At 63.8% G+C, this 26,192-nt stretch carries 13 protein-coding genes; 7 read left to right on the top strand and 6 right to left on the bottom strand.

The features are described from left to right. Positions 1–2: 2 nt before the first annotated feature. The 6 genes from ACI77I_RS11995 to ACI77I_RS11970 all read right to left on the bottom strand — a co-directional run bounded on the left by ACI77I_RS11995 (position 3) and on the right by ACI77I_RS11970 (position 15,105). A complete protein-coding gene (locus ACI77I_RS11995) occupies positions 3–1,688 on the bottom strand; it encodes an ABC transporter ATP-binding protein (protein WP_406997612.1) in 1,686 nt (561 codons plus the stop codon). Beyond that, complete coding sequence (locus ACI77I_RS11990) at positions 1,685–3,412, bottom strand: ABC transporter ATP-binding protein (protein WP_406997611.1); 1,728 nt, start codon at positions 3,410–3,412, stop codon at positions 1,685–1,687. The genes ACI77I_RS11995 and ACI77I_RS11990 overlap by 4 nt, the downstream gene beginning before the upstream one ends. Continuing rightward, positions 3,409–4,473 (bottom strand): Gfo/Idh/MocA family oxidoreductase, encoded by a 1,065-nt coding sequence (locus ACI77I_RS11985; RefSeq protein WP_406997610.1) that lies wholly within the window; start codon positions 4,471–4,473, stop codon positions 3,409–3,411. The genes ACI77I_RS11990 and ACI77I_RS11985 overlap by 4 nt, the downstream gene beginning before the upstream one ends. Then, positions 4,470–9,791 carry an amino acid adenylation domain-containing protein gene (locus ACI77I_RS11980; RefSeq protein WP_406997609.1) on the bottom strand — a complete coding sequence of 1,774 codons (5,322 nt, stop codon included), beginning with the start codon at positions 9,789–9,791 and terminating at the stop codon, positions 4,470–4,472. Before ACI77I_RS11980 ends, ACI77I_RS11985 begins: the two co-directional genes overlap by 4 nt. Then, a complete protein-coding gene (locus ACI77I_RS11975; RefSeq protein WP_406997608.1) occupies positions 9,788–14,056 on the bottom strand; it encodes an amino acid adenylation domain-containing protein in 4,269 nt (1,422 codons plus the stop codon). The genes ACI77I_RS11980 and ACI77I_RS11975 overlap by 4 nt, the downstream gene beginning before the upstream one ends. Before the next feature lie 155 nt (positions 14,057–14,211). Beyond that, a complete protein-coding gene (locus ACI77I_RS11970; RefSeq protein ID WP_406997607.1) occupies positions 14,212–15,105 on the bottom strand; it encodes a helix-turn-helix transcriptional regulator in 894 nt (297 codons plus the stop codon). Between the two features lie 222 nt (positions 15,106–15,327). On the opposite strand from ACI77I_RS11970, the gene ACI77I_RS11965 reads away from it, so the two are divergent. From ACI77I_RS11965 to ACI77I_RS11935, 7 genes are all read left to right on the top strand, one after another. Continuing rightward, positions 15,328–16,983: a (2,3-dihydroxybenzoyl)adenylate synthase gene (locus ACI77I_RS11965; protein ID WP_406997606.1), complete on the top strand. Its 1,656-nt coding sequence runs from the start codon at positions 15,328–15,330 to the stop codon at positions 16,981–16,983. Further along, positions 16,980–17,735, top strand: coding sequence for a thioesterase II family protein (locus ACI77I_RS11960; protein ID WP_406997605.1), 756 nt, complete (start codon positions 16,980–16,982; stop codon positions 17,733–17,735). The genes ACI77I_RS11965 and ACI77I_RS11960 overlap by 4 nt, the downstream gene beginning before the upstream one ends. Further along, positions 17,735–18,040 (top strand): isochorismate lyase, encoded by a 306-nt coding sequence (locus ACI77I_RS11955; protein ID WP_094951139.1) that lies wholly within the window; start codon positions 17,735–17,737, stop codon positions 18,038–18,040. Before ACI77I_RS11960 ends, ACI77I_RS11955 begins: the two co-directional genes overlap by 1 nt. Continuing rightward, on the top strand, positions 18,037–19,434 hold the full coding sequence (locus tag ACI77I_RS11950) for an isochorismate synthase (RefSeq protein WP_094951138.1): 1,398 nt from the start codon (positions 18,037–18,039) through the stop codon (positions 19,432–19,434). Before ACI77I_RS11955 ends, ACI77I_RS11950 begins: the two co-directional genes overlap by 4 nt. Before the next feature lie 711 nt (positions 19,435–20,145). Continuing rightward, the gene (gene mexE, locus ACI77I_RS11945) at positions 20,146–21,387 is read left to right on the top strand and encodes a multidrug efflux RND transporter periplasmic adaptor subunit MexE (RefSeq protein ID WP_094951153.1); all 1,242 of its coding nucleotides are present in this window, start codon (positions 20,146–20,148) and stop codon (positions 21,385–21,387) included. Between the two features lie 15 nt (positions 21,388–21,402). Then, complete coding sequence (locus ACI77I_RS11940; protein WP_406997604.1) at positions 21,403–24,582, top strand: efflux RND transporter permease subunit; 3,180 nt, start codon at positions 21,403–21,405, stop codon at positions 24,580–24,582. Beyond that, on the top strand, positions 24,579–25,994 hold the full coding sequence (locus ACI77I_RS11935) for an efflux transporter outer membrane subunit (RefSeq protein WP_406997603.1): 1,416 nt from the start codon (positions 24,579–24,581) through the stop codon (positions 25,992–25,994). Before ACI77I_RS11940 ends, ACI77I_RS11935 begins: the two co-directional genes overlap by 4 nt. Positions 25,995–26,192: the final 198 nt, after the last annotated feature.

Raw genomic sequence — 26,192 nt, 5'->3', positions numbered from 1 at the left:
CATCACACGCGATGTTGTTCAACAAACCGTGCATACCACGGATGGGTGGCCAGCAGATGCTCATGACTGCCGCAACCGCTCACACAACCGCCCTCCAGCACCAGAATCTGATCGGCATTGCGCACCAACACCGGGTTATGCGACACCAACACCAACGTGCGCCTGCCATGCAACGCCTGCAGGCTGCGATTGACCCGCGCCTCACTGCGCGCATCGAGGCTGGCAGTCGGTTCGTCAAGCAACAGGATCGGCGCCTGCGACAACAACGCCCGTGCCAGGCCAACCCGTTGCCGCTGCCCACCCGACAGCAACGCACCGCCCGGCCCCACTTCACTGTGCCAACCCTCCGGCAGGCTGGTCAGCACCTCATCCAGTGCCGCGTCCGTGGCGGCTTGCTGCAGTTGCGCAGGCGTGGCGTGCGGCCGTGCCATGCTCACATTCCACAGCACGCTGCCGGCAAACAGGCCGCTGTCCTGGAAGACTTGGGTCATGTGCTCGGCCAAGGTGTGTTCGCTTAAGCTGCGAATGTCCACCTGGCCGAGGCGCACTTCGCCGGTCTGTGGGTCCATGCCCCGACCGAGCAGCGCCAGCAATGTACTTTTGCCCGCCCCCGACGGGCCGACAATCGCGGTGAACGTACCCGCTGCGCAATGCACGTCGAGGTCTTTTAGCAGGTGCTCGCCGCCTTCGCCGAAGCTGTTCAAGCGCTGCCCCTCCAGGCTCGCATCCTGGGGTTGCTCGCCGGGTTGCGGGCTGTGCAGCGTCGGTGCCGCGAGTACCGCCAGCGCTTGGGACAATGCCTGCCAGGCCATGCGCAAGGCCTGATCCAGGTAAGCCAGTTGCGACAACGGCTCGATAAAACGCACCAGCAACACCAGCACGGCCACCAGCAATACGCCAGATAAATGCCCTGCCGCGACAGCCAGCACGCCACCGGCCAGCACCAGCGAAAACACCAGTTGCACCGCCGTCGTAAAGCCCAGGCCTGCGGGTAACGCGCGGCGGTTGAGTCGCCGTGTGGCCTGGTGCTGCTCGTGCAAAGCCGCGCGCAAGGCCAACTGGCCCTGGCTGGCGTCGCCGGCGCTGCGGATCAACGCCTGCTGCTGGGCGAAGGTTTGCAACAGCTGCGCCGCGTGGCGATCCACGGCCTGACGCTGCTGCTCAAGCTCCAGGCTGCGCCGCCCGGCCCAACGCAACAATGCAAACAGCGGCAGATAGGCCAACGCCAACACCAGCGCCAGGCGCGGCTCAATAAAGAACAGCCCGAGCACCACCACCGTGGGCGTCACCAATGCGCTCACCAATGGCGTCAGCAAGTGCGCGGGAATGCCCATGCTGTTGAACACCGGCCCGCGCACCAACCCTTCCAGCTGGCCACGGCGGGTCAACGGCAAACGCGGCAGATGCTGCACCAACTGCGAGACCAGGCTCGCCGCCAACCCTGCACCCGCCAGGTAACCGCGCCGCTGCGCGACATAACTGACAAGCGCCTGAAGCAGCGTCAGCCCCAGCAACAACAGCACGCTTTGCTGTACAGCCGCGCCCTCAAACCAAGCCAATATCAGCGGCACCAGCGCCAGGCCGGCCAAGCCATCCAGTACGGCGGCCAGCAGCATCCAGCCCAAGGCCCCGCGCAGTGCGCGCCGAGCCAGTTCGGGCAAATGATGCAACGGCGTAAAAAAACTCATGACACAGGCTCCAGTTGATCAGCGTTCAAGGTTTGCTCGTTCCAGAGCTGGCGGTACAGCCCGTCCAAGGCTAAAAGCTGCGCATGGCGCCCGCGCTGCACAATGCGGCCTTCACACAGCACCAGAATCTGCTCGGCATGGCGGATCGTTTCCAGGCGATGGGCGACAATCAGCCGCGTACGCCCGGCCGCCTCGTCTTGCAGCGCGGCACGTAAAGCGCGCTCGGTGTGTGGGTCGGTAGCGGATGTGGGTTCGTCGAGCAACATGACCGGCGCGCTCGACAGCAGCGCCCGCGCAATCGCCAGGCGCTGCAATTCGCCGCCGGACAAGCGCACGTCTTCGTCCACCACGCTGGTGTAGCCCTTGGGCAAACCCATGATCCAGCTGTCCAGGCAGGCGGCCTGGGCGGCGGCACGAATCTGCGCCTCACTGGCGTTTGGTTGGTACAGCGCGATGTTCTGCGCCAGCGACAAGCGCAACGCACCCGCGTGCTGGAACACCAGCGCCAACTGCTGCTGCAATTGGCGGCTGGCAATCTGCCGAACATCCACCCCGCCCACGCGGACTTGCCCGCTGCTCACGTCCATAAAGCGTGCGATCAACCCGGCCAAGGTGCTTTTACCCGCACCGGACGGCCCCACCAACGCGGTGGTGGTGCCGGGCTCCAGGCGCAGATTGATCGACTGGAGTATCGGCACGTCACCCTGGGAAAAACTCACATCAAGCATCTCCACACTGGCGTCGCGAGGTGATTGCGGCGCGTCGGGTTCGCTCAGCGGCGGCGTACTCAATACCGCCTGTAAACGCCGGGCACTTTCGCGCGCATTGTTCAGCGCATCGAACCCATGCCCCATCGCCAGCACCGGCGCGGCCATGGCGCGCACCAACAGCACGAAACCGCAGACCTGCGCCGCGCCCACGTCAGCCACCCCCACCAGCAATGCGCCAAGCACCACCCACGCCAACAGCCACGGCGCGCTGAGCAGCACTTGAATCAGCGCCGCCAGGTGCCCGGCACGGCTCACCCAATGGCTGAAGCGCTGGTCAAATTGCTGCACCGCCTCCTGCACGCTGCGATGAATGCCCGCATCCGGAAATTGCCGCACCAGGCCCAAGTTGCCGGCGAACTGGCTGTAGTCGCTGAACAAGCGCTGGATCGCGCCATTGCGCTGTGCGACATCTTCACGGTAATGCGCCGAGCCCAGACGCCAATAGCCCAGCACACCCAACGCCAGCGGCACCAGGCACCACAGCGCCAGTGCGCTGTTGCTCCACAACAAATACGCGAAGGTTGCCAGGGGTATCAGCAGCAGGTTGACCAAGTCAGTCGGCGCATGCCCGACCAATTGATGCAGCGCCCGCACATCCTGCTCGGCATAACGGGTCACGCCTTCGGGCCCCAGCCGTGCAAACCAGCCCAACGGCAGCCGTTGCAGGTGCTCGGCCAGGCGCACGCGCAGGCGGTCGCACAGGTCAGCATCGACCTGATGCGTCAGGTGCAGGGCCAGGGTCTGGCCGCACAACCACAGCGCAGACGCGACCACCGCCAGCACCACCCAGGCCATTGTCGAAGGTGCCAGCGGCGGTGCCTGGCGCAGGCTGTCGGCCAATTGCGCCAAGGCAATCAGCGGCAGCAGTGAGCAAATATCGGCGACCGCCTGCAAGGCAATTGCCAGGCATAAGCGCCCGCGAAACGGGCGCAACAGTTCACTCAAGTGGCTCATCGAGCGTGCTCCAAGGCCTGGGCCAGGCTGGCGGCAGGCAACGTCAGTGGCGGCTGCTGCGGAAAGCCGAGCGCCGCCGTGAGCTGTTGCCACAGCCCGAGCACTTCCACGCTGCGCTGTTGCAGGCGCGCGAGCCCGGCGCCGGTAATCAGCGGCTGCACTGCACGAGCCGCCGCCGCGGGCCAAATCCTGCGGTACACCTGCGCCCAGTCCGGCGCGGCGGCTTCCAGCACTTCGGCGCACGGCAAGGGCTCACTGGGCAACGGCTCACTGGCCAGGGGCCCGAACAGGTCAAACAGACCGTCGGCGTCTTCCGTCGGCGCACGTACGGCGGGCATCCACAGCAACGGCCCATGGGGCGATGCCAACAGCAGGGTGCCGCTGTCGGTGGCGATGCTGAGGCGCTGCAGCAGCTGCATGCGCCCGTCATCATTGGCCGCCAGCTCATTGAGCACGCGCAGCGACACCGGCACCTGCGCCATCACCAGGCTGATATCGCGCCAGGCCGACAGCGGCGGCGCCACGCAATCGAGCGACCACGGTCCCACCGACTCCAACACCGCCGCCAGCACGTCCAGCGTCGCGTAGCTGACCTGCACCGCGCAGCTGGCGTCGATATGGCGAATGCCTTGCTGGCGATGCAGTTGCCGCGCCAGCTCGATAAACCGCGCCACGCACGGCAACTGCGGGTAGAAACTGTTGAGCAGGCAACGCCGTTGCAGGCGGTTCGCGGTGCGCAGCACGTCGTGCAGTTCTTGGGGCAGCAACGGGTGTTCGATCAGCACATCGATGCCCCGCTCCATCAGCGCCTGCGCCAGGGCCGGCCCCTGCTCGCCGCGCGCTGCACCGCCCACCGCAACGCACGCCAAGCGCGTATCCGCAGGCACTTGGTCCAACGCATCGAAACTCGGCACTTGCAAATGACGCGCCAGCGCCTGGGAGCGACGACTGCCCTGCCCCAGCACACCGACCAGTTCCAGGTGTTCAGCGGCGGCGACACCCGCTGCGTAAAACTGGCCGAAGCGCGAGCCGACCACCAAGGTTTTCAAACGGGGCGTCATGGGTATTCCTCCAGCAAATAAGCACTCAGGCCGGCGTTCAAACACTCGAAATGATTGCCGCGCAGGGTTGCTACCGTCAGCGGGCCCAGCGACGCCGCCTGCCACCAGGCCTGCAAACTGGCCTGGTGATCGGGGATCATCGGGTTGGCAACACTCGGCACAAACAAGCGAATGGCGCCCACGTAAGGCGCGCCATCGCTGTAGTGACTGGCATGAACGGAATGCACAAACACCCGATACAACTGCTCATCGGCGATGCCTTGGGCGGCCGCGAGCACGCGGGCTTTGAGCAAGCCCACGTCCAGGTTAAGAGGCGCCGACTGTTGCAGTTGCTCAGCAGACGGCAAACCGAGTGCCGCGGCGTCCAGCCCCAAGGTGGCCGCGAAGCTGTGGAGCATCAGTAATTCATCGCCCACGAGGTAGGGAATGCGGTAGCTGGAAACAATGTCCAACTGACGCACCTCGGCGCCCAGTTGCAGCAAGGCCTTGGCCAGCTCCAGGGCCACCAGACCACCGGAGCAATAGCCGAGCACATCGAAGCTGCGTCGGCCGCTGTCCCACAGGGCCTGGGCGTAGCGTTTGCCCAAGGTCGCGTTGATATGCTCCGGTGGCAGGCTCAGGTAGTCGTCGCTGTCGTGCACCGCCAGCCCCAGCAACGGGCCGCTATCGGCCAGTTCGGCGATCAACCCGCGATACGGCAACAGCGTGCCGAGCCCTTCGTGCACCAGCACGTGCGCGGTGCCTTCGCCGCCGATCAGTTCGGTTAAAGCATCCACGCGCCTACGCCCGCCTAGCGGTGCGCGGCGCGTATCAAGCGTCGCGGGCGCGGTCGGCGTTTCACTGCTCGATTCACTGCGCAAACGCTGGGCCAAGCCTTCCGGGGTCGGCTGGCTCAGCGCCCAGCGCAACAGCCGGTCGAAGGGTTGCGCCTGGGCCAACGGCTCCTGTTCGCGCAGGCCCGCGATCAACTGCGCGATGAGCAACGAGTCGCCGCCGGCCGCAAAGAAATCCTGATCCGCAGGCAACCCGCTGCAATCAAGCACCCGCTCCCAATGCAGGATCAGCTGCTGCACCAGCTCATCCGCCACTTCAGCTTTCGCGCGGCGCACCGGTTGCAACTGGCGTTGTTCGGCCTGGGTGGTCAAGGCACGCCGGTCGATCTTGCCATTGGCGGTGACCGGCAACCGGTCGAGTACGCGCACTTGCGCCGGCACCATATAACGCGGCACCCGCTCGGCGATGAACGCCAGCAAGGTCTCTGGGCTGAGTAACGGCCGGTCGGTTTTTACCCGTGCGACCAGCACGTCGTAACCCAGCAGGTTCAACACACTGCCCGCCGGCGCCAGCGCTTGCGCCTGATCGCCCGGCTCGCTGTTCAGCCATCCCAGCCACTGGCCGGTGTGCACGAACAGCTGCCCATTGGTCGCGCGTATATCCTCGGGCGTCTCCATCATCAGGCTTTGGCTGATGCTGATTTCGCGGTGTTCGCGCGTCAGCTCCTGGATCACCAGCCACGCGTCGGCCTGCAACAGTTGGCGTAGCCCGGCCAGCAGGCGGTGTGTGTCCAAGGCATTGTTGAGTGCGCCCGAGCTCAGCAGCAGGTCCACGGAACCGGCGGGCAAGCCCTGTTCGCAGGTGGGCTTGTTCATGTCGAACGGCATGAAGCGCACCCATGGATACGCAGCAAAACGCTCGCGCGCCGCGTTAAGGAAGTAGCTCGACACGTCGGAAAACACATAGTCGATCTGCACCCCGGTCGCTACCAAGGGCGCCAGCGCAGGGATAATCAGCGCGCTGGCCGCGCCAGTGCCGGCGCCCACCTCCAGGATGCGCCAGCGGCGTTGTTGCTGGCGCGCGACAATCGCGTTCACCGCCTCAGCCATGGCGCGGTGCAACACCTGGGCATGCTGGCCACGGCTGTACATGGCCTGGGCAATGTGCGCCGAGCCCTGCGGGAACATCAGGCTCGCCGGGCTCAGGCGCCCGTCGAGTTGCTCGGCCAGGCGGGTCGCGCTGCCGCGCAGATAGTCCACCAGTTCCACCGGCCACAGGTGGGGCGGCGCCAGTCGGGCGAACTGCGCCCAGGCCTCGTCTTGATCCAGGTCGACTGACTGGCAGTGCCAGCCGTCACCATCGATGTGCAGATAGCCGCTGTCGACCAGCAACGTCAGCCAGTGTCGCAACAAGCGCTGCTGGGCAGCTGTAATGTTCAACGCCTGACACAGCGACGCAAAGGCCACGTGTTGCCCGGGCACCAGCACACCACTGCTCGCCAGCCATTGCAGCAGCGAGGCGTCTGCGGCCCGGTCCAAAGCAGCCAGTGCGGCCTCGATGTCAGCACGCGGGCCGAAATCGGCGTGTTCAAGTGTGTGACACGGCTGGCGCATGACCTCGTTGAGTTCATCGCGCAAATGGGCCGCAGGCGCAGTGGCCTGCAAGGTGACGAAACTGCACAACGACCGTTCATGACGCTCGCCCAGCAATACCGTGGTACTCGCGCCAATCTGCGGGTGGGCCAGCCACGCCGCATCGACTTCCGCCAGTTCGATACGGTGGCCGCGAATCTTCACCTGGTCATCCTGGCGGCCTAGAAACTCGATCAGGCCGTCATCACTCAGGTAACGCCCTTGGTCGCCGGTGCGGTACAGACGGCGCCCGCTGGCGTGGGTGATAAAGCGTTCGGCGCTGCGCTGCGGGTCTTCGGCGTAGCCTAAGGCCAGGCCGAGGCCACCGATATGAATCTCGCCGCGTACGCCCACCGGGCATTGGCGGCCGAGGCTGTCGAGCACCTCCAGGGTCTGGTGCTTGAGGGCGCGGCCGTAGGGAATGCTCGGCAAGGTCGTGTCCGCCGGGCGGATGGGATGTTCCACCGACCAGATCGCTGCTTCGGTGGCGCCGCCCAGGCTGAACAGTTGGCTGTCGGGCCAGCGTTGCCACCAGCGCGTGGGCAGCGTGGTAGGAATCCAGTCGCCCGACCACATCACACAGCGCGGCCCGGGAATTGCCGCCGGCTCGGTCTCCAGGTAATCCACCAGCATCTGCCCCTGGGCCGGTACCGAGTTCCACAAGGTGATGGCGTGTTCGCGCATCAATTGCGCCCAATGCGACGGGTCGGCGCCGCGCGCAGGATCGGGCAGTGCAACCTGCGCGCCGACGGCTGTGGCACCGAAGAAGTCGTACACCGACAGGTCGAAACTCAACTCCGCCAGGCCCAGCACGCAATCGTCGGCCGTCACCGCGTAACGCTGGTTGATGTCGTCGAGGGTGTTGACCACCGCGCCGTGGCTGAGCATCACGCCCTTGGGTGTGCCGGTGGAGCCGGAGGTGTAGATGATGTAGGCCAGCTCCTCGGCAGCGACCTCTAACGGTTCGCGGGTTGGCCAGTGCTGATCGGCGTAGAGGCTGTCGATGGCAATGCGTGGCAGCGCCAGCGTGTCCGGCAGAGCCTGCGCTTGCAGGGTGATCACCGCTGCAATACCAGCATCGCGCAAGATCGCTTCACGGCGCAGGGCCGGCTGGCGAATGTCCACCGGCACATAGGCGGCGCCCATCTGGGTAATGCCCAACACCGCCATCAGTTGCCAAGCGCTTTTAGGCAGCATCACCGCCACCCGCGCACCGCGTGCAACGCCGAGCTGTTCAAGCGCTCCGCGCACAACCGCGGCGTGTTGAGCGACTTGGCGATAGCTGTAGCGGCCGTCGCGGTCGCTGATCACCGGGGCATCCGGTGTGCGCAGTGCCTGTTGGGCGAAGCCTGTGGCGATGTTGCGCGCCGGGGCACTGGCCCGGACCTGCGGATTGGCCCGTTGCGCAGGCAGCACAATGTCGCCACGAGCCTGCCACACGTGCGGGTCAACGGCCAGGCGGCGCAGCAGGTCGACGTAGGCGTCGAACATCTGCGCAGCCATGCCCTGCGGCAGCACGCCGACGCGCACGTCCCAGCCAATCTGCAAACCGCCGTATTGGTCGCTGACTTGGCAATCGATCCACACCTGCGGGGTTTGGCTGATCATGTAGGTGGGCGGCTGCAACAGGCGCCCGGCATCGCCGAGCAAGCGCTCGACGCTGCCAATGCCACTGGTGAACACCACTGGCATCAGGTCGGCGCCACGCCCTTGTACCCGGGCCAGTTCGCGCAACACGTCAACGCCGGTGAAGCGGCTGTGATCAAGGTCATCGAACAGCTGCGCGCCGATACGCCGCGCGCGCTGCACAAAACTTGCGCCATCGGCGCCGTGCACGGCGAGCAGGCTCAGGGCGGTAAAGTCGCCGATCACCTGGCCCAGTTGTGGGTGCAAATTGGGCCGATTAAGCACGGTGAGGTTCAGGCAAAAGTCCGCGCTTTGGCTCCAGCGCCCGATCACCTCGGCGAACGCGGCCAGGGTCACGCCCGCCGCACTCAGGCCTTGGGCGCTGGCGAGGGAACACAGTGCGTTCCAATGCTCGATGCTCAGTGCGCCATGGTGATGATCGAAACGCGTGGAGTTCAGGCCCGCGTGCTCACTCAGCGGCAGGTCGGGGCGCCCGGGCAACTTGTCCAGGCGTGCCAGCCACCAGGCTTTATCGGCGTGCCAGGCAGCGCTGTTGCGGGCTTGCTGTTCGTGCTCGAGGTAGTCGCGAAACGTCGCCTCCAGCACCGGCCAATGGCGCGTTGGTTCCAGATAGCGCTGGTGCAGTTCCACCAGCAACAGTTGCAGGCTGGCATAGTCGAGCAAGGTGAAATCCACCGAGCAATGCAGCACGGCCTGCTCACGCCCCAGGGTCACTTCGGGCAGCAGGATCGGCCATTGATCGAGGGCATGGCAGGCATGGTCCAGGCGTGTACGCACCGCGTGCAGGTGGGCGTCGAAGGCTTCAGTGCTGGCCTGACGCAGGTCATGCACCGGCAATTGTTGCCACGCCACCTGGGCCTGCACGCATTGGCGGCTGTTGTCGTGGACGACCGCGCGCAGCATCGGGTGGCGCTGCACCAGAGCGTTCCAGGCCTGCGTCAGTTGTTCAGTGTCGACATTCGCCGGCCACGGGTATTCGACGTACAAGTGGCAGGCGTTGCCGCCGTAGTCGAACGCCGGGTTGCGCCCCAGCACATAAGCGCCCTGCACTGCGCTCAAGGCGAAGGGTTGCAGCGCGTGTTCCGGCAGCGCTCGCCAGTCTTGCGGCGAGAGGTGCACCATCAACGCCTCACGCTGGGCGCGAATACGCTCGGCCAAGGCTGAATCCAAGGCACCTTCAGGCGCGCGAAAATGCAGTTTGCCTTCGGTGGCCCAGAGTTCGATCTGGCGTTCGCGGCAGATGTGCAGCAGATCATCCAGGCTCATAACACGCCCTCCTCGATGGCCACGTCATTGCTACGCACCAGCAGCGCGGCCATGCCCGCGAGCGTCGGTTGCAGATAGAAATCGCTCATGCGCAGGCTCACGCCCAGCCGTTCGCGCACGCTGGCGAGCAACCGCGTGGCCAGCAGGCTGTCGCCGCCGAGGCTGAAGAAACTGGCTTGGGCGCTGTGCACCGGCCGCCCCAGGATGGCTTCCCAGCAGGTCGCCAGCGGCAGCAATTCGCAGCTCAGTGCGGCGCCTTCATTGTTGATGGGTTGCCTGCGTTGCAAAGCGTCGCCGAGGCTGGCTTGCAGGCGCGTACGGTCTATTTTGCCGTTGGCATTCAGGGCAAAACGCGGCACGCACCACAGGTGTTCGGGGCGCATCGCCTTGGGCAGGCGTTGTTGCAGCCAGTGGTTGAGGCTTTCGCAGGTCAAGGATTCTTCGGCTGCCTGGGCGCTCACCAGCAGCATCGCGGGGTTTTGCCACAGGCTCTGCAGGTGGGTGAAGCCGCTCTGGCCGAGCAGCCGCGTCAGTGCCTCGGTGCCCGGCAATAGCGGCTCACGCTCATCCAGCAATGCCGCACTGACCAGCCGTAATGGCGAGTCACGCAGCAGGTCGGCCAACAACAGTTGGCCGTGCGGTTTGAGCAGTGCCTGCGCCAGGTTCAAGCCGTCAGCCGGCTGGGCATAACTGTGCAACGCCGCGAAGCTGATCACCACGTCGTACTGCGACCAGTGCTCGGCAGGCAACACACCGTCTACCAGCAGCTGGCTCGCCACGCGCTGGCGCTTGCCGGCACTGGCGGCCAGCAGCCCCGGGCTGGTCTCGAACAAGGTCAATTGCAGGTCGCGCGAACTGGCAGGGTTCAGCCATTGGTCCAGCAACTGCCCGCCACGTACATCCAGCACGGCCACCTTCAACGGTGTGCCGCGTTGTTGGAGTGCGCGGCTCATGGCGTCCAGCACTTGGCGGCCTGCCGGCAGGTTCAAGGCCATGGCCTGGGGCGCCAGCAGCGGATCGAACAGCACCTGCGCCGCACCGCCTTCAGTGCGCAGCAGCACCTGCAATGCGCCGACCATGCTGTGCAGGTCGGCGTCGCGCCACCCCAATTGTGCCAATGCATCGCTCAGGCTGATGGACTCGACGTAGTGGCCGAGCCACTCGCGCCAGGTGTCGAGCAACGGCGTGGGTGGCGGATCTTGCAGCAGTCGTTGCAGCAGCTCAGCGGTGACTCGTTTTTCTGCCGCCAGGTTGTCATCGAGCATCGAATGCGCGGGTAGCGCTTGAACAGGCACACAGCCTGGGTTGATCACCACAGCGGCGCCAAGGCTGGTGTTCAATACGGCGGCGCAAGCGCTATCGATCAGCGGATGAGCCGTGAGCGCGGCTTCAATTTCGCCCAATTCGATACGTTGCCCACCCACCTTGACCTGCTGGTCCATGCGCCCGAGAAATTCAATTGTGCCGTCATTCCAGAAGCGCCCGCGATCGCCGGTGTGGTACCAGCGCCCGCGATCATCACTGCGAAACCGCTGGGCGCTGAGCACCGGATCATTGCGATACCCACGGGCCAGGCTCACGCCGCCAATCAGCAGTTGCCCGACCACCTGGTCCGGCACATCCCGCCCGTTGGCGTCCACCACTCGATACGCCTGGCCGGCCAAGGGCTTGCCATAAGGTATCGACGGCCAGTGCTCGGGCACTTCATCGATGGGTTGCAGGTTGGACCAGATACCGGCCTCGGTAGCGCCGCCCAGGCCATACACCCGACAGCGCGGCGTGGCCTGGCGACGCAGGCGGGCGGCGAGGTCCAGGGCGATCCAGTCACCCGACAGCAACACCGCCCGCAGGCTTTGGTACTGACAGTGTTCAATGCCGATACCCAGGGCCATTTCCAGCAAGGCCGGGGCCGAATTCCACAGGCTTACGCGGTGCTGGCTGATCAACTGCGACCAGCGCATGGCATCGCGAGTTTCCTCCGGTTGCAGCAGCACCAGGCGTGCGCCCTGCCCCAGCACGCCAAACAGGTCGTACACCGACAGGTCGAAATCCAGCGCCGAAACGGCCAGCAGGCAGTCCTGTGGCGTGACGTGCAGTTCGGCCTGCAGTGCGTCAATCGTGTTGATCGCCGCCGCGTGGCTGACTTCCACACCTTTGGGAATGCCGGTGGAGCCGGAGGTGTAGATCACGTAGGCGCTGGCTTGCGGCGAAGTTTTTTGCGCTGCCGCCAATGGCGCGCATTGCGCCAGTTGAGCCGGGTCGAGCCACTGCAACGCGCTGCCCGTTGACGGGTGCTCGGCAATCACACGGGTGATACCCGCCGCCGACTCGATCAGGCTGCGCCGCGCGGGGGGTTGTGCGGTGTCCACCGGTACGTAGCAGCCGCCGGCCGCCAGCACGCCGAACACCGCAGCAATCTGCTCAGGCCCGCGCGGCAGGCACACTTCCACGGCTTCGCCCTGGCGCATCCCAGCGTCGAGTAGACCGGCTGCCACGCGCAGGGATTGGTCCGCCAGTTCTTTATACGTCCATTGTTGCGTGCCACAGATCAGCGCCACCGCGTCGGGTTGTTGGGCGCTTTGGCGGAAAAAGTCTTCGAGCAAACCACGCCCCTGCTGCAGCGACGGCACGCTGTTCTGGCGGTCACGCCGTGCTTGCTGCGCCAGTGGCAACAGCACCGGTTGCGGCTGGTTCCAGTCACTGTCGGCAAGGCGCTGCACCAGTTCGATGTAGGCGTTGAACATGGCTTCCAGCACGCCTTGCGGGAACAATTGGGCGATGCTGTCCCAGGCCAGCAGCACGCCGTCTTCGACCCGATACAGCTGGTGATCGAGCCACACCTGGGGGGTTTGCGAGAGCATGTCGTGCAAGTCGCCGAACACCTCGCGAAAGCTCGCCGGTACAAAGCCCGAATCGCTCAGGTTGCAGGAAAACACCACCGGCGCGGAACGTGGGTGGCCTTGGCGACGGGCTTCACGCAGCACCTCCAGCGCGGGAAACGCCGCGTGGTCGATGGTGGAGTGCAGGTCGCGCTGGAAACGCCGGGCGCCGTCGGCAAACGGCAGGTGCGGCGCGTCTTCGCAGGCCACCAGCAGCAAGGTGGTGAAGTCCGCGATGACCTGATCAATCGCGTGTTGGTCATCATGACGGTCGAACAGCGGCACGTTGAGCAAAAAGTTCGGGTGTTCGCTCCAGCGCGCCAATACGGCGTTGAAGGCGGTGGCGAACACGCAGGGCAAGGTCAGCCCATGGGCGGTCGCCTGGCGTTGCAGGCGCTCGGTTTCGGCCGTGCTGAGCACGAAGGCCTGGCGGCTGAAGCGTGGCGCGCGGACCGATTCCGGCGCGCACGCCAACGGCAATGCTGGGCCGTCGGGCAACTGTCCCAGGCGCTGGCACCAGTGCTCACGGTCACGCGCATAGGCGTCGGCACGGCGCTGGCGGCGACGGCTCAGGTAGTCGGCAAAATGCAGCGTGGGCGGCGGCGCCAGCGTGGCCGGTGCCTGATAGGCCTGGCCCAGTTGCGCCATCAACAGGCGCAGGCTTTCCACATCGACGGCCAGCAGGTCGACACTCAACCAAACGCGGTCACGGCCACCGGGAAACTGCACCAGGCCGACCAGCATCACCTGCCCTGCTTCCACCGCCAGGCATTCATGCGAGCGCCAGTCACGCAATGCGCCCCAGGCCTGTTGTGCGGCGGCTTCTGACAGCTGGCGCCAATTCTGGTGGTCGAACACCGGCAGTTCGGTCGCGGCGAGAATCCGCTGGCGACCGTCGTTGAAGCTGGCGCGCAACATCGGGTGGCGCGCCTGCACACACTGCACCGCCGTGTGCAGGCGTTGCGGGTCGATGCCCTGGCAGTCGAACTCCAGCCACGCATGGCAGCTGATATTACCCAGCACTTCGGCCGACTCGCGCCCCAGCCAGTAAGCCTGTTGCACGGCGCTGAGTTCAAAGCTGTCATCCGGCGCTGCCAGCGGCGCCGCGGCGGCTACCCTGGCCTGCGGGACCTGGCCCTGCAGCAAGCCGAGCCAGGCCGACAGGCAGGGTTCGGCGCTGAGTTGGGCAAAGTCGATGTGCACGCCGTGGCTGCGCAGGCGCTCCTGCAAATACATCAGGCGGATGGAATCCAACCCGCAACCCAGGAGGTTTTCCTCATCGCCCAGGCTATCGATCTCTGCCACCGTGGCGCCCAGCAACTGGGCGAGGTGTTCGATCAGCCATGCGCGCAATGAGTTTGTGTCTGCTGTTGTCAGCTCGCTCATGAAAAGCTTCCTGTGACCCGTCTAGATAAAATCCCTGGCCCTCCAAGATGGAAGCCATTCTCAATTGGAACTCTATCGCAAGCGGGTTTTCAGAAAGCGCTCAGGGCTTTAGATACACGGGCCTTTTCATTCGATTCAGAGACACCGGCCGGCGTTTAACGGATCTCGCTGGGCGACACGCCGTAGCGTTTACGGAAGGCGATGGAAAAATGTGCCGGGCTGAAGCCCACGCCATAAGCGACGGTGGAAACGTTGCTCTCCTCGTCACTGAGCATCCGGTGGGCTTCACTGAGGCGATGTTCGTGCAGGTAGCCGAACACACTGGTACCGAACACTTTGCGAAAGCCTGCCGTGAGTTTGCGCGGGCTCATGCCCACGTGGCTGGCCAGGGCGTTGAGGCTCGGCGGTTCCAGCAGCGAGCGCACCAAGCGGTCGCGTGCGGCATGCACGCGCTCCACGTCCGAGGAGGTGATACGCAGTTTTTGTTCCGGCTGCCCGCGTTCACCGAGCAGGAATTGCGCGCTCAACGCGGTCAATTCCAACGCCTTGCCGCCCAGGTACAACGAGCGGCTCGGGCCCTGCATCGGGCACGTTGCAATCTGCGTGGCCAGTGCCTGCATCGCCCGCGGCGCAGGGCGCACCATCATGTACGGGTCGCCGCCGCTGCTGGTCAATAGCTTGCGCGGGGCCATGCCCAGGTGGCGGTCGAGGGATTCCAGGTCCAGTTGCACGATGGTGTAGCGCAACGGCGTGGAAGTGCCGTAGATCTGCGACGAGGTGAACTCGCCGTCATTGACGATGGTGCACAAACTGGGGCCCTTGATCGATTGCTCGCTGTGCCCGGGGATGCGGCACGACAGCTCGCCACTCTGCACCAGGATCAGCTTGAGGCCGCGTTCCAGCGGGTCTTCAACCCAGCTTTCGCTCTGTGACCACAGCGTGCCGGTGACCAAGGTCATGTGCGGTTCCAGGTAGACCGTGCCGGGTTGGTTGCCCTTGGGCTCGGCCGGCGTCTCTTGGTGGCTGGGGGCGATGATCGTAATAGTCATTGGGTTTTCCCTTGATCCTTAAGGCCATTACGCGGGCCTGACCTGAATGAGGAGGAGGCTTTTAAAGCGTAAACCTCCCTGTTTAAAGCCACTGTGTATTTCATCTAATGAAAAAGTCACGGGGCCGAAAGCCTTGGCGTTGAGAAGCTGTCGGCAAAAGACAATGATAATAGATCTCATTTAGGCATTTGTAGCCATTTATTTCTACAAATAGGGGATTCCATGTCATTGCACACCTGCGCACGCGATTCAGACACCTTTGGCGACGCGCCCGAGTGGCCCGCCGCATTCGCCGAACGCTACCGCCAGGCCGGTTATTGGCAAGACCAGACCTTCGCCCAAGCCTTGGATGCCGTGGCTGCACGCAGCCCATCGGCCATCGCGATCACCGACGGCCCCTTGCACCTCAACTACCGCAGCCTGGTAGAGCGCTGCCGACGGCTGGCCGCTGGTTTGCGTGGGCTGGGTATTGAAGCGGGCGACAACGTGGTGGTGCACTTACCCAACGGCAGCGCGTTTATCGAGGTGTGCTTTGCATTGTTCCGCCTCGGCGCCCGGCCGATCCTCGCCCTGCCCGCCCACCGCCAGCACGAAATCGGCGGCTTTTGCAGCTTTGCCCAGGCCTCGACCTATATCGGCTGTGCTCAACTCGACGGTTTTGATTGCCGCCAGATGGCGCGCCAATTAGTCGCGGCCAACCCACATTTGCGCCAGGTGGTGATTGATGGCGACGCGCAGGAATTTACCGCGTTGAGCGCGTTGTATAACCGTGAACCGCTGGAACTGGACGCCGGTCGCGCCGACGCGGTGGCGTGTTTTCAGCTGTCAGGCGGCACCACCGGCACGCCCAAGTTGATCCCGCGCCGCCACGCCGAATACCTCTATAACGTGCGCGCCAGCAGCGCGGTCTGCGGCCTGGATGCGCATACGGTGTACCTCACCGCCCTGCCCATGGCGCACAACTTCACCCTGTGCTGCCCGGGCGTGATCGGTACGTTGCTGGCTGGTGGGCGCGTGGTGTGCACGCGTCGTAGTGACCCTGAAAGTTGTTTCGCACTGATCAGCGAACAGCGCGTCACCGTCACCGCGCTGGTGCCGCCGCTGGCGATGCTGTGGCTCGACGCCCAAGCCCAGCGTCAGGCCGACCTGTCGAGCCTGCGCCTGCTGCAAGTCGGCGGCGCGAAACTGCTCAGCACCGCCGCCGCACGCGTCACACCGACGCTGGGCTGCACCTTGCAACAAGTGCTGGGCATGGCTGAAGGCTTGCTGTGTTTTACCCGCCTGGATGACCACCCCGACCACCTGCTGCATACCCAAGGCCGCCCACTGAGTGCCGACGATGAAATACGCATTGTTGATGAACAGGGCCAACCGGTGCCTGAGGGTGAAGTCGGCGAGTTGCACGTGCGCGGGCCGTACACCATTCGCGGCTACTACCGCCTGCCCGAGCACAACGCCAAGGCGTTCACCGCCGACGGTTTCTATCGCAGCGGTGACCGGGTGCGGCGCACCGCCGAGGGGTACCTGGTGGTCGAAGGTCGCGACAAGGACCAGATCAACCGGGGCGGTGAAAAAGTCGCCGCCGAAGAAGTGGAAAACCTGCTGATCAGCCATCCCCTGGTGCATGACGCCGCGTTGGTGGCGATGCCCGATGCGGTGCTCGGCGAATCCACCTGCGCCTTTATTGTCGCCCGCGACCCGGCGCCGTCGGCCTTCGCGCTCAAGCAACATTTACGCGGCCAGGGGCTGGCGGCGTTCAAGGTGCCGGACCGGATTGAATTCGTCGCGCAGTTCCCGCACACCGGCGTCGGCAAAATCAGCCGCAAGCACCTGCGCGAACGCCTGCGCGATGCCTGGCTAGAGAGTGCCGCGTCGTGAACCGCTGGGTTCGGGCTTACCGGCTTACACCGATGCCGCGCTGGCGCCTAGTGTGTTTCGCGCATGCCGGCGGCAGTGCGAGTTTCTTTCGCGACTGGGTCAGCGCCCTGCCCGCCGATATCGACCTGTTGGCCATCCAGTACCCGGGCCGCGAAGACCGTTTCAGCGAGCCCTGCCTGGCCGACATGCAACGCCTGGCCGACGGCGCCGCCCATGCATTACAGGATTACGCCGACCGGCCGCTGGCGTTGTTCGGCCATAGCCTGGGCGCGGTGGTGGCGTATGAAGTGGCTGCGCGCCTGGAGCAACGCGCAATCGCCGTCGACCACCTGTTCGTGTCCGCCCACCCGGCGCCGCATCGCCAGCGCGGCGGGCAGTTGCACCTGGGGCCAGACGCGGGGTTGCTCGACGATGTACGGCGCCTGTCCGAGCAGCCTAACCCTTTACTCGACGACCCGGCCCTGTGCGAACTGTTCCTGCCAGGCCTGCGCAATGACTACCGCATCGTTGAAACCTACCACTGCCCGCAACCACGGCCACTTAACAGCCGCATCGAGGTGTTCTACCCCGAACAAGACACGGAAATCGAACTGGATGAAGCCACGGCCTGGCAAGCCGCCAGCCGCCAGCCACTGCACCTGCAGCGCTGGCACGGCGAACACTTTTACCTGATCGAGCAGCGCCAGGCGCTCATCGACGCCATCGCCGCGACGCTGCTGACCCTATCGCCCGCCCTGAAGGAAACCTGTTGATGAAAACACCCGACGCCTGTGATGGCCTGCCGGACATCCGTTACGCCATCGATTCACTGGACCACCAGATCATCGAACTCATGCGTCAACGCATGGCTTACGTCAAAGCCGCTGCACGCTTCAAACCGACCGAAAGCAGCATCGCCGCGCCCGAACGCGTGGCCCAGATGCTGGCGCAACGCCGCGAATGGGCCGAACAGGCCGGGTTGGACCCGCACTTCATGGAAACCCTGTTCGCCCAAATCATCCATTGGTACATCGGCCAGCAAGTGTTGCACTGGCGCGCAACGAGAGCACCAGCATGAAGGCCGTTGCGCAGCTGGAGGGCCATGCCGCCGGGCTGACCGAAGTGTTTGAGTGCGCCCGCCAGCGAGCTATCGAACACGGCGAAGCGGTGCTGGCCAGTTACTCGATGAACGTGCCGACGTTGGACCTGCTGGAGCTGTTCGCCAGCGTCGACCAGCCAGACGCGCAATGCTTGTTCTGGCGCGCACCGGAAGACGACAAAAGCCTGTTTGGCTGGGGCGTGGCGGCGCAACTCAGCGCCAGCGGCGAGCAGCGTTTTGCCTCGGTGGACGCGCAATGGCGGCACTGGCTGGAACATGCGGTGAGCCATGGCCCACGGGCGCCGGCGGTGTGCGGCGGCTTTCGCTTTGATCATCAAGTCTCGGCCAGCAGTGCCTGGCACGGCTTCGGCGATGCATCACTGCTATTAATGACCCTGCTGCTGGTGCGCGACGGCGATGCCTGCTGGCTGCTGTGCCAACAGCGGATCGAGCCCGACGATGATGCGCAGCGCTGCTGCGAGCACGTGTTGCACGAATGGAACGTGCTGATGGACCGCTACGTGTCCGGCCCTCGCGCCACGGCGGCGCTGCATCACACCCGCGACCACAGCCTGCCGCGCGCCTGCTGGGAAAGCAAAATCGCCCAGGCCCTGGACGTGCTACGCGACACGCCGTTGAAAAAAGTGGTGCTGGCGCGCGAAGTGCTCAGCGAGTTTTCCCAGCCGATCAGTGCCGGGCGCACCTTGGCCGCCTTGGCGAGCAACGACCCCAGCGCCTACCTGTTTGCCTTCCGGCGAAAGCAAGCGTGCTTTATCGGTGCCTCGCCCGAACGCCTGGTGAAACTGCACGACGGCCACTTACAAACCCTGGCGCTGGCGGGCACCGCCCGTCGCGACCCCAACCCCGAGCAGGATGCGCACCTGGCGCAAGCGCTGCTCGACTGCGAGAAGAACCAGCACGAACACGCGGTGGTGGTGCAGATCATTCAACGCGACTTGGCGCCCTGGGTGCAGCCGTTGCACCTGCCTGCCGCGCCGCACATCAAGCGCCTCAGCCGCGTGCAGCACCTGGCCACGCTGATCGAAGGCCCGCTGCGACCGCAGTGCAGTTTGCTGAAAATGGTGTCGATCCTGCACCCGACACCCGCCGTCGGCGGCCATGAACGCCAGCAGGCGCTGGAACATATCCGCGAGTTCGAGGGCTTTGACCGCGGCTGGTATGCCGCGCCACTGGGGTGGCTGGATGCCCAAGGCAATGGTGAATTTATCGTCGGCCTGCGCAGCGCCCTGTTGCACGGCAACCAGGCCCGCCTGTTCGCCGGGTGCGGCATTGTCGAGCATTCCGACCCGGCCTGCGAATACGAGGAAACCTGTATCAAACTGGCGGGGATGCGTGCGGCGTTGCTGGGGTGACTGCACGCCCAGTGCTTGAAGCAAGACCTGTGCAGGCCTACCCTGCACACGGAAAAACTCACCTCTTGAGTCAGGCAGACTTCGTTCGTCCAAAACCGCTCGATCATTCACATCACTTCTTTCGGCGCAAAGTTGGTAGTGACACGCCCCTTCATCCCGAGAATGCTGCTCCAGACCACCACAGGCGAGGCGACTGAACGACCGTATTCAAGTCTGGAACCCAAAGATGGCCCGATCGTGGTGCTGGACGAGGCTGGGATGGGTAAGAGCAGGCTGCTTGAACAACTCAATAAAGACCGGTCCACGAGGCGAAGGCACTCGAATAGCAACCCTGCGAATTCAGGCCAGACCTGCTACTGATTGATGCCCTTGACCAATACCCTGCCAGCACGCGCAGTGAAGCACTCACGAAAACTCTGTCGCGTGACAGGACGGCCTAAGCGAATTAACGGAGCGTTTACCCACCACGCCCCGTCGTTCTCTGTGCACTAAAAGCGCCTACCCAAGATCAAGGCTAGCTTCTTGCACCCTGCGCAACAGTCTTTTGTCATCACTCCCATTGATAGCACCCTAACGAAACCCGCATTCTAGAGGGCTAATCCCACGCTTATATCATTCCGAATGATAGTTACCTTTGTTTCATTCGATTCGTGACATAGCACCCCGCCGCGCATGATCCGCCCATCTCAAATACATCGGCGGATGCACCTCATGGAACAGTCACTCAAACATTTGCGCTTCCCCTTGGCGATCTTGGCCGTAGTGGTGATGAGCGCGTGCGGCAAGAGCCCGGAACAAGCGGCCGCCATGCCCCCTGCGAAGATCAGTGTGGCCAAGGTGCTCGAACAACCGGTCAACGAGTGGGATGAATTCACCGGTCGCCTGGAAGCGCCGGAGACCGTGCAGATTCGTCCGCGCGTGTCCGGCCAGATCGACCAGGTGGCCTTCACCGAAGGCGCCTTGGTGAAGAAAGGCGATGTGTTGTTCCAGATCGACCCGCGTCCGTTCCAGGCTGAAGTGCGCCGCCTCGAAGCCCAGCTTGCCCAAACCAAAGCCGCCGCCACCCGTAGCGATAACGAAGCGCAACGGGGCGACCGCCTGCGTCAGAGCAATGCGATTTCCGCCGAACTGGCCGACTCGCGCACCACCGCCGCCCAGGAAGCTCGCGCCGCTGTCGCCGGGATTCAGGCGCAGTTGGACCTGGCCAAGTTGAACCTGAGCTTTACCCGCGTGACCTCGCCGATCAGTGGCCGCGTCAGCCGTGCCGAAATCACCGCCGGCAACTTGGTCACCGCCGACGTCACCGCGCTGACCAGCGTGGTCTCCACCGACAAGGTCTACGCCTACTTCGACGCCGACGAGCGCGTGTACCTCAAGTACACCCAACTGGCGCGCGAAGGCCGCCGTGGCGCGACCACGCCCGTGTACCTGGGCCTGTCGAATGAAACCGGCAACCCGCACTTGGGCCAGATGAACTTCATCGACAACCAGGTCAACCCGGCCACCGGCACCATCCGTGGTCGCGCCGTGTTCGATAACAGCAAAGGCGAATACACCCCAGGCCTGTATGCGCGCTTGAAGCTGGTCGGCAGCGGCACCTACTCCGCCGTGCTGATCAACGACGAAGCCGTCGGCACTGACCTTGGCAAGAAGTTCGTGCTGGTGATGGACGGCGACAAGCCGGCGTACCGCTCGGTGGAACTGGGGCCGAAGATCGAAGGCTTGCGCATCGTGCGCAGCGGTTTGAACAAGGACGACACCATCGTCGTGAAGGGCCTGCAGCGCATTCGTCCGGGGTCGCCGGTTACACCGGAAACCATCCCGATGGCCAGCAAGGAAACCCTCGCCGCCTTGGCACAACAACGACAAGCGCTTGAAGCCAGCAACCTAGAGCAAGTGGCGCCGGATAAAGCCGCGCCAAAAGTTGCCAGCGTCGCGACTCCACGCGGTTAAGGGATACAACTCAAGATGAATTTTTCCAAGTTCTTCATTTCGCGGCCGATCTTCGCAGCGGTGCTGTCGCTGTTGATCCTGATCGCGGGTGCAATCTCGCTGTTCCAACTGCCGATCAGCGAATACCCGGAAGTGGTGCCGCCAACGGTCGTGGTACGTGCCAACTTCCCGGGCGCCAACCCTAAAGTCATCGGTGAAACCGTGGCCGCTCCGTTGGAGCAAGCCATCACCGGCGTCGAGAACATGCTGTACATGTCCTCGCAGTCGACCGCCGACGGCAAGCTGACCCTGACCATCACCTTCGCCCTGGGCACTGACCTGGATAACGCGCAGGTGCAGGTCCAGAACCGTGTGACGCGCACTCAGCCGAAACTGCCTGAGGAAGTGACCCGCATCGGTATCACCGTGGACAAGGCCTCCCCTGACCTGACCATGGTGGTGCACATCACCTCCCCCGACCAGCGCTACAACATGCTCTACCTGTCCAACTACGCCATCCTCAATATCAAAGATGAGTTGGCACGCCTGGGCGGTGTGGGCGATGTGCAGTTGTTCGGCATGGGCGACTACTCCCTGCGTGTGTGGCTGGACCCGAACAAGACGGCCTCGCGCAACCTGACCGCCACCGATGTGGTGACGGCCATTCGCGAACAGAACCGCCAGGTGGCGGCTGGGGCATTGGGCGCGCAGCCTGCCCCCAGTGACACCAGCTTCCAACTGTCGGTCAATACCCAGGGCCGCCTGGTCACTGAGGAAGAGTTCGAAAATATCGTGGTTCGTGCCGGCGCTAACGGCGAAATCACGCGCCTGAAGGACATTGCGCGGGTGGAGTTGGGTTCCAGCCAATACGCCCTGCGTTCGTTGATCGATAACCAGCCGGCCGTGGCGATCCCGATCTTTCAGCGCCCTGGCTCCAACGCCATCGACATCTCCAATGAAGTGCGCGCCAAGATGGCGGAGCTCAAACAGAGCTTCCCGCAAGGCATGGATTACCGCATCGCCTATGACCCGACCGTCTTCGTGCGCGGCTCCATCGAGGCCGTGGTTCACACCCTGTTCGAAGCGCTGATCCTGGTAGTGTTGGTGGTGATCCTGTTCCTGCAAACCTGGCGCGCCTCGATCATTCCATTGGTGGCGGTGCCGGTATCGTTGATCGGTACGTTTGCGGTGATGCACCTGTTCGGCTTCTCACTCAATGCGCTGTCGCTGTTCGGCTTGGTATTGGCCATCGGCATCGTGGTGGACGACGCCATCGTGGTGGTGGAGAACGTCGAGCGCAACATTGAATTGGGACTGGAGCCGTTCCCGGCCACTGAAAAGGCCATTAGCGAAGTGACCGGCCCGATCATCGCGACCGCGTTGGTACTGTGCGCGGTGTTCATTCCGGCGGCCTTTATCAGTGGCTTGACCGGGCAGTTCTATAAGCAGTTCGCCTTGACGATTGCGATCTCGACGGTAATTTCGGCGTTCAACTCGCTGACCTTGTCGCCCGCACTGGCTGCGGTACTGCTTAAAGGTCACAACGCACCGAAGGACGGCTTCTCCAGGTTCCTCGACAAGATGCTGGGTGGCTGGTTGTTCAAACCGTTCAACCGCTTCTTCGACAAAGCCAGCCATGGTTACGTCGGTACTGTGCGCCGGGTGATTCGCGGCAGTGGCATTGCACTGTTCCTTTACGCTGGCCTGATGGTTTTGACCTGGCTGGGCTTTGCTCACACGCCGACCGGTTTCGTACCGGCCCAGGACAAGCAGTACCTGGTGGCCTTCGCGCAATTGCCGGACGCCGCGAGCCTGGACCGTACCGAAGATGTGATCAAGCGCATGTCCGACATCGCCATGAAACAGCCCGGCGTGGAAAGCGCTATCGCCTTCCCCGGCTTGTCGATCAACGGTTTTACCAATAGCCCGAACAACGGCATCGTGTTCGTGACCTTAAAGCCGTTCGATGAGCGTAAAGACCCGAGCCTGTCGGCAGGCGCGATTGCCGGTGCACTGAACGGCAAGTACAGCAGTATCGAGGAAGCCTACATGGCGATCTTCCCTCCGCCGCCGGTACAGGGCCTGGGAACGATTGGCGGCTTCCGCCTGCAGGTCGAAGACCGTGGCAACCTGGGGTACGACGAGCTGTACAAAGAAGTGCAGAACATCATCACCAAGAGCCGTGGCGTACCTGAGCTGTTCGGCCTGTTCACCAGCTACACGGTCAACGTGCCCCAGGTCGATGCTGCCATCGACCGCGAAAAAGCCAAGACCCACGGCGTGGCGGTCAGCGACATCTTCGACACCCTGCAGATCTACCTGGGTTCGTTGTATGCCAACGACTTCAACCGCTTCGGCCGTACCTATCAAGTCAACGTGCAGGCTGAGCAACAGTTCCGCCAGGATGAAGACCAGATCGGCCAGCTGAAAGTGCGTAACAACAAAGGCGAGATGATCCCGCTGGCGACCTTTATCAAGGTCAGCGACACCTCGGGGCCGGACCGCGTGATGCACTACAACGGCTTTATCACCGCTGAAATCAACGGCAACGCCGCACCGGGCTACAGCTCCGGCCAGGCCCAGGCTGCGATTGAAAAACTGTTGAAAGAGGAACTGCCCAACGGCATGACCTACGAGTGGACTGACCTGACCTATCAGCAAATCCTCTCGGGCAACACCGCGCTGTTCGTGTTCCCGCTCTGCGTACTGCTGGCGTTCCTGGTACTGGCCGCCCAATACGAAAGCTGGAGCCTGCCACTGGCGGTGATCCTGATCGTACCGATGACGCTGCTGTCGGCCATTACCGGGGTGATTATCTCGGGCGGCGACAACAACATCTTCACGCAGATCGGCTTGATCGTACTGGTAGGCCTGGCGTGTAAGAACGCGATTCTGATCGTCGAGTTCGCCAAGGACAAACAGCAAGAAGGCCTCGACCCGCTCGCTGCGGTACTGGAAGCCTGCCGTCTGCGTCTGCGGCCGATCTTGATGACCTCGTTCGCCTTCATCATGGGTGTGGTGCCACTGGTGTTGTCCAGCGGTGCCGGTGCCGAGATGCGCCATGCCATGGGCGTAGCGGTGTTCTCCGGGATGATCGGCGTGACCTTCTTCGGTCTGCTGCTGACGCCAGTGTTCTACGTATTGATCCGTCGCTATGTGGAGCGCGGCGAAGCGCGCAAAGCGGCCAAGGCCTTGAAGCTGGAGACACAGCAATGAGTGTGAAAGTTTTTCTGCCTAGCTTGCTGGTCCTGGCGCTGAGCGCCTGTGCCGTCGGCCCGGACTACAAAACCGAGCAATTGGAGGCGGCCAACATCACGGCCGCCGCCGACACCAAAAGTTATGACCACGCCAAGTACGAAGGCATCTGGTGGCAGCAGTTCGACGACCCGACCCTCGACCAACTGGTGACCCAGTCGTTGAACGGTAACCGTGACTTGCGTGTGGCGTTTGCCCGTCTGCGAGCGGCCCGCGCCATTCGCGATGACGCAGCCAACGACATCATGCCGGTGGTCACCAGCCGTGCCAGCAGCGACGTGGGCAAAGGCCAGATTCCGGGCCAGACCACCAAACGCGTGAACAGCGAGCGCTACGACCTGGGCCTGGACATGGCCTGGGAAGTGGATTTGTTCGGCCGCATTCGCCGCAACCTGGAAGCCAGCGATGCTGACCAGCAGGTGGCCGAAGCTGATCTGTATCAACTGCAAGTCACCATGATTGCCGAACTGGTGGACGCCTACGGCCAGCTGCGCGGTGCGCAGTTGCGTGAACGCATTGCCCTGGACAACCTGAAGAACCAGCAGGAATCGCGCACTATTACCGTCAGCCTGCGTGATGCCGGCGTCGGTGATCAGCTCGATGTGGAACGCGCCGATGCGCGTCTGGCCGCCGTTGAAGCCAGCGTGCCGCAACTGCAGGCCGAGCAAGTGCGCGAACGTAACCGCATCGCCACCCTCCTCGGCCAGCGCCCCGACAAGCTCACCGTGGACCTGAGCCCCAAAGACCTGCCGGCGATTGCCAAGGCGTTGCCGATCGGTGACCCGGGGCAACTGCTGCAACGGCGCCCGGACATTCTCAGCGCTGAACGCAAACTGGCCGCCGCCACCGCGCGTATCGGCGTGGCCAAGGCTGACCTGTTCCCACGGGTCAGCCTCAGCGGTTTCCTCGGCTTTACCGCCGGGCGCGGTTCGCAGATCGGCTCGGCCGCAGCGAATGCCTGGTCCCTGGGCCCGAGCATTACCTGGGCGGCGTTTGACCTGGGCAGCGTGCGCGCACGTTTGCGCGGCGCGAACGCTGAAGCCGATGGCGCCCTGGCGACCTATGAGCAGCAGGTGTTGCTGGCGTTGGAAGAGTCGGAAAATGCCTTCAGTGATTACGGCAAACGCCAGCAGCGCCTGGTCTCGCTGATCCGCCAAAGTGAGTCCAGTCGCGCGGCTGCCGACCTTGCGGCGATCCGTTATCGCGAAGGCACGGTGGACTTCCTGGTGCTGCTCGACGCGCAACGTGAGCGTCTGGCCGCTGAAGACTCCCAGGCCCAGGCCGAAGTGGACTTGTATCGCGGGATTGTCGCGATCTACAAGGCCCTCGGTGGCGGCTGGCAGCCGGACACGGTCGTCGCCAGCAGCAAGTGATGTAAAGAGCTCCTTTGGTTGGTCGCATCCAGCCAATCTTTAGCCCTGCGGTCCATTCGGTCGCGGGGCTTTTTTTTGCTGATGATTTCTTGGAAGGTCATGAGATGAACCCTTTGGGTTCGGTGTTGCAGACGTTCGACGATTGTCGGTGTGGCGCAGCGTGCCCCGTTTAAACGGGTTAAGGGTGAGCATCCCTGC

The organism is Pseudomonas sp. D47 (assembly GCF_045447305.1).
In the GTDB taxonomy this organism is placed as follows: domain Bacteria; phylum Pseudomonadota; class Gammaproteobacteria; order Pseudomonadales; family Pseudomonadaceae; genus Aquipseudomonas.
This window is presented reverse-complemented; position numbering and strand designations above follow the sequence as displayed.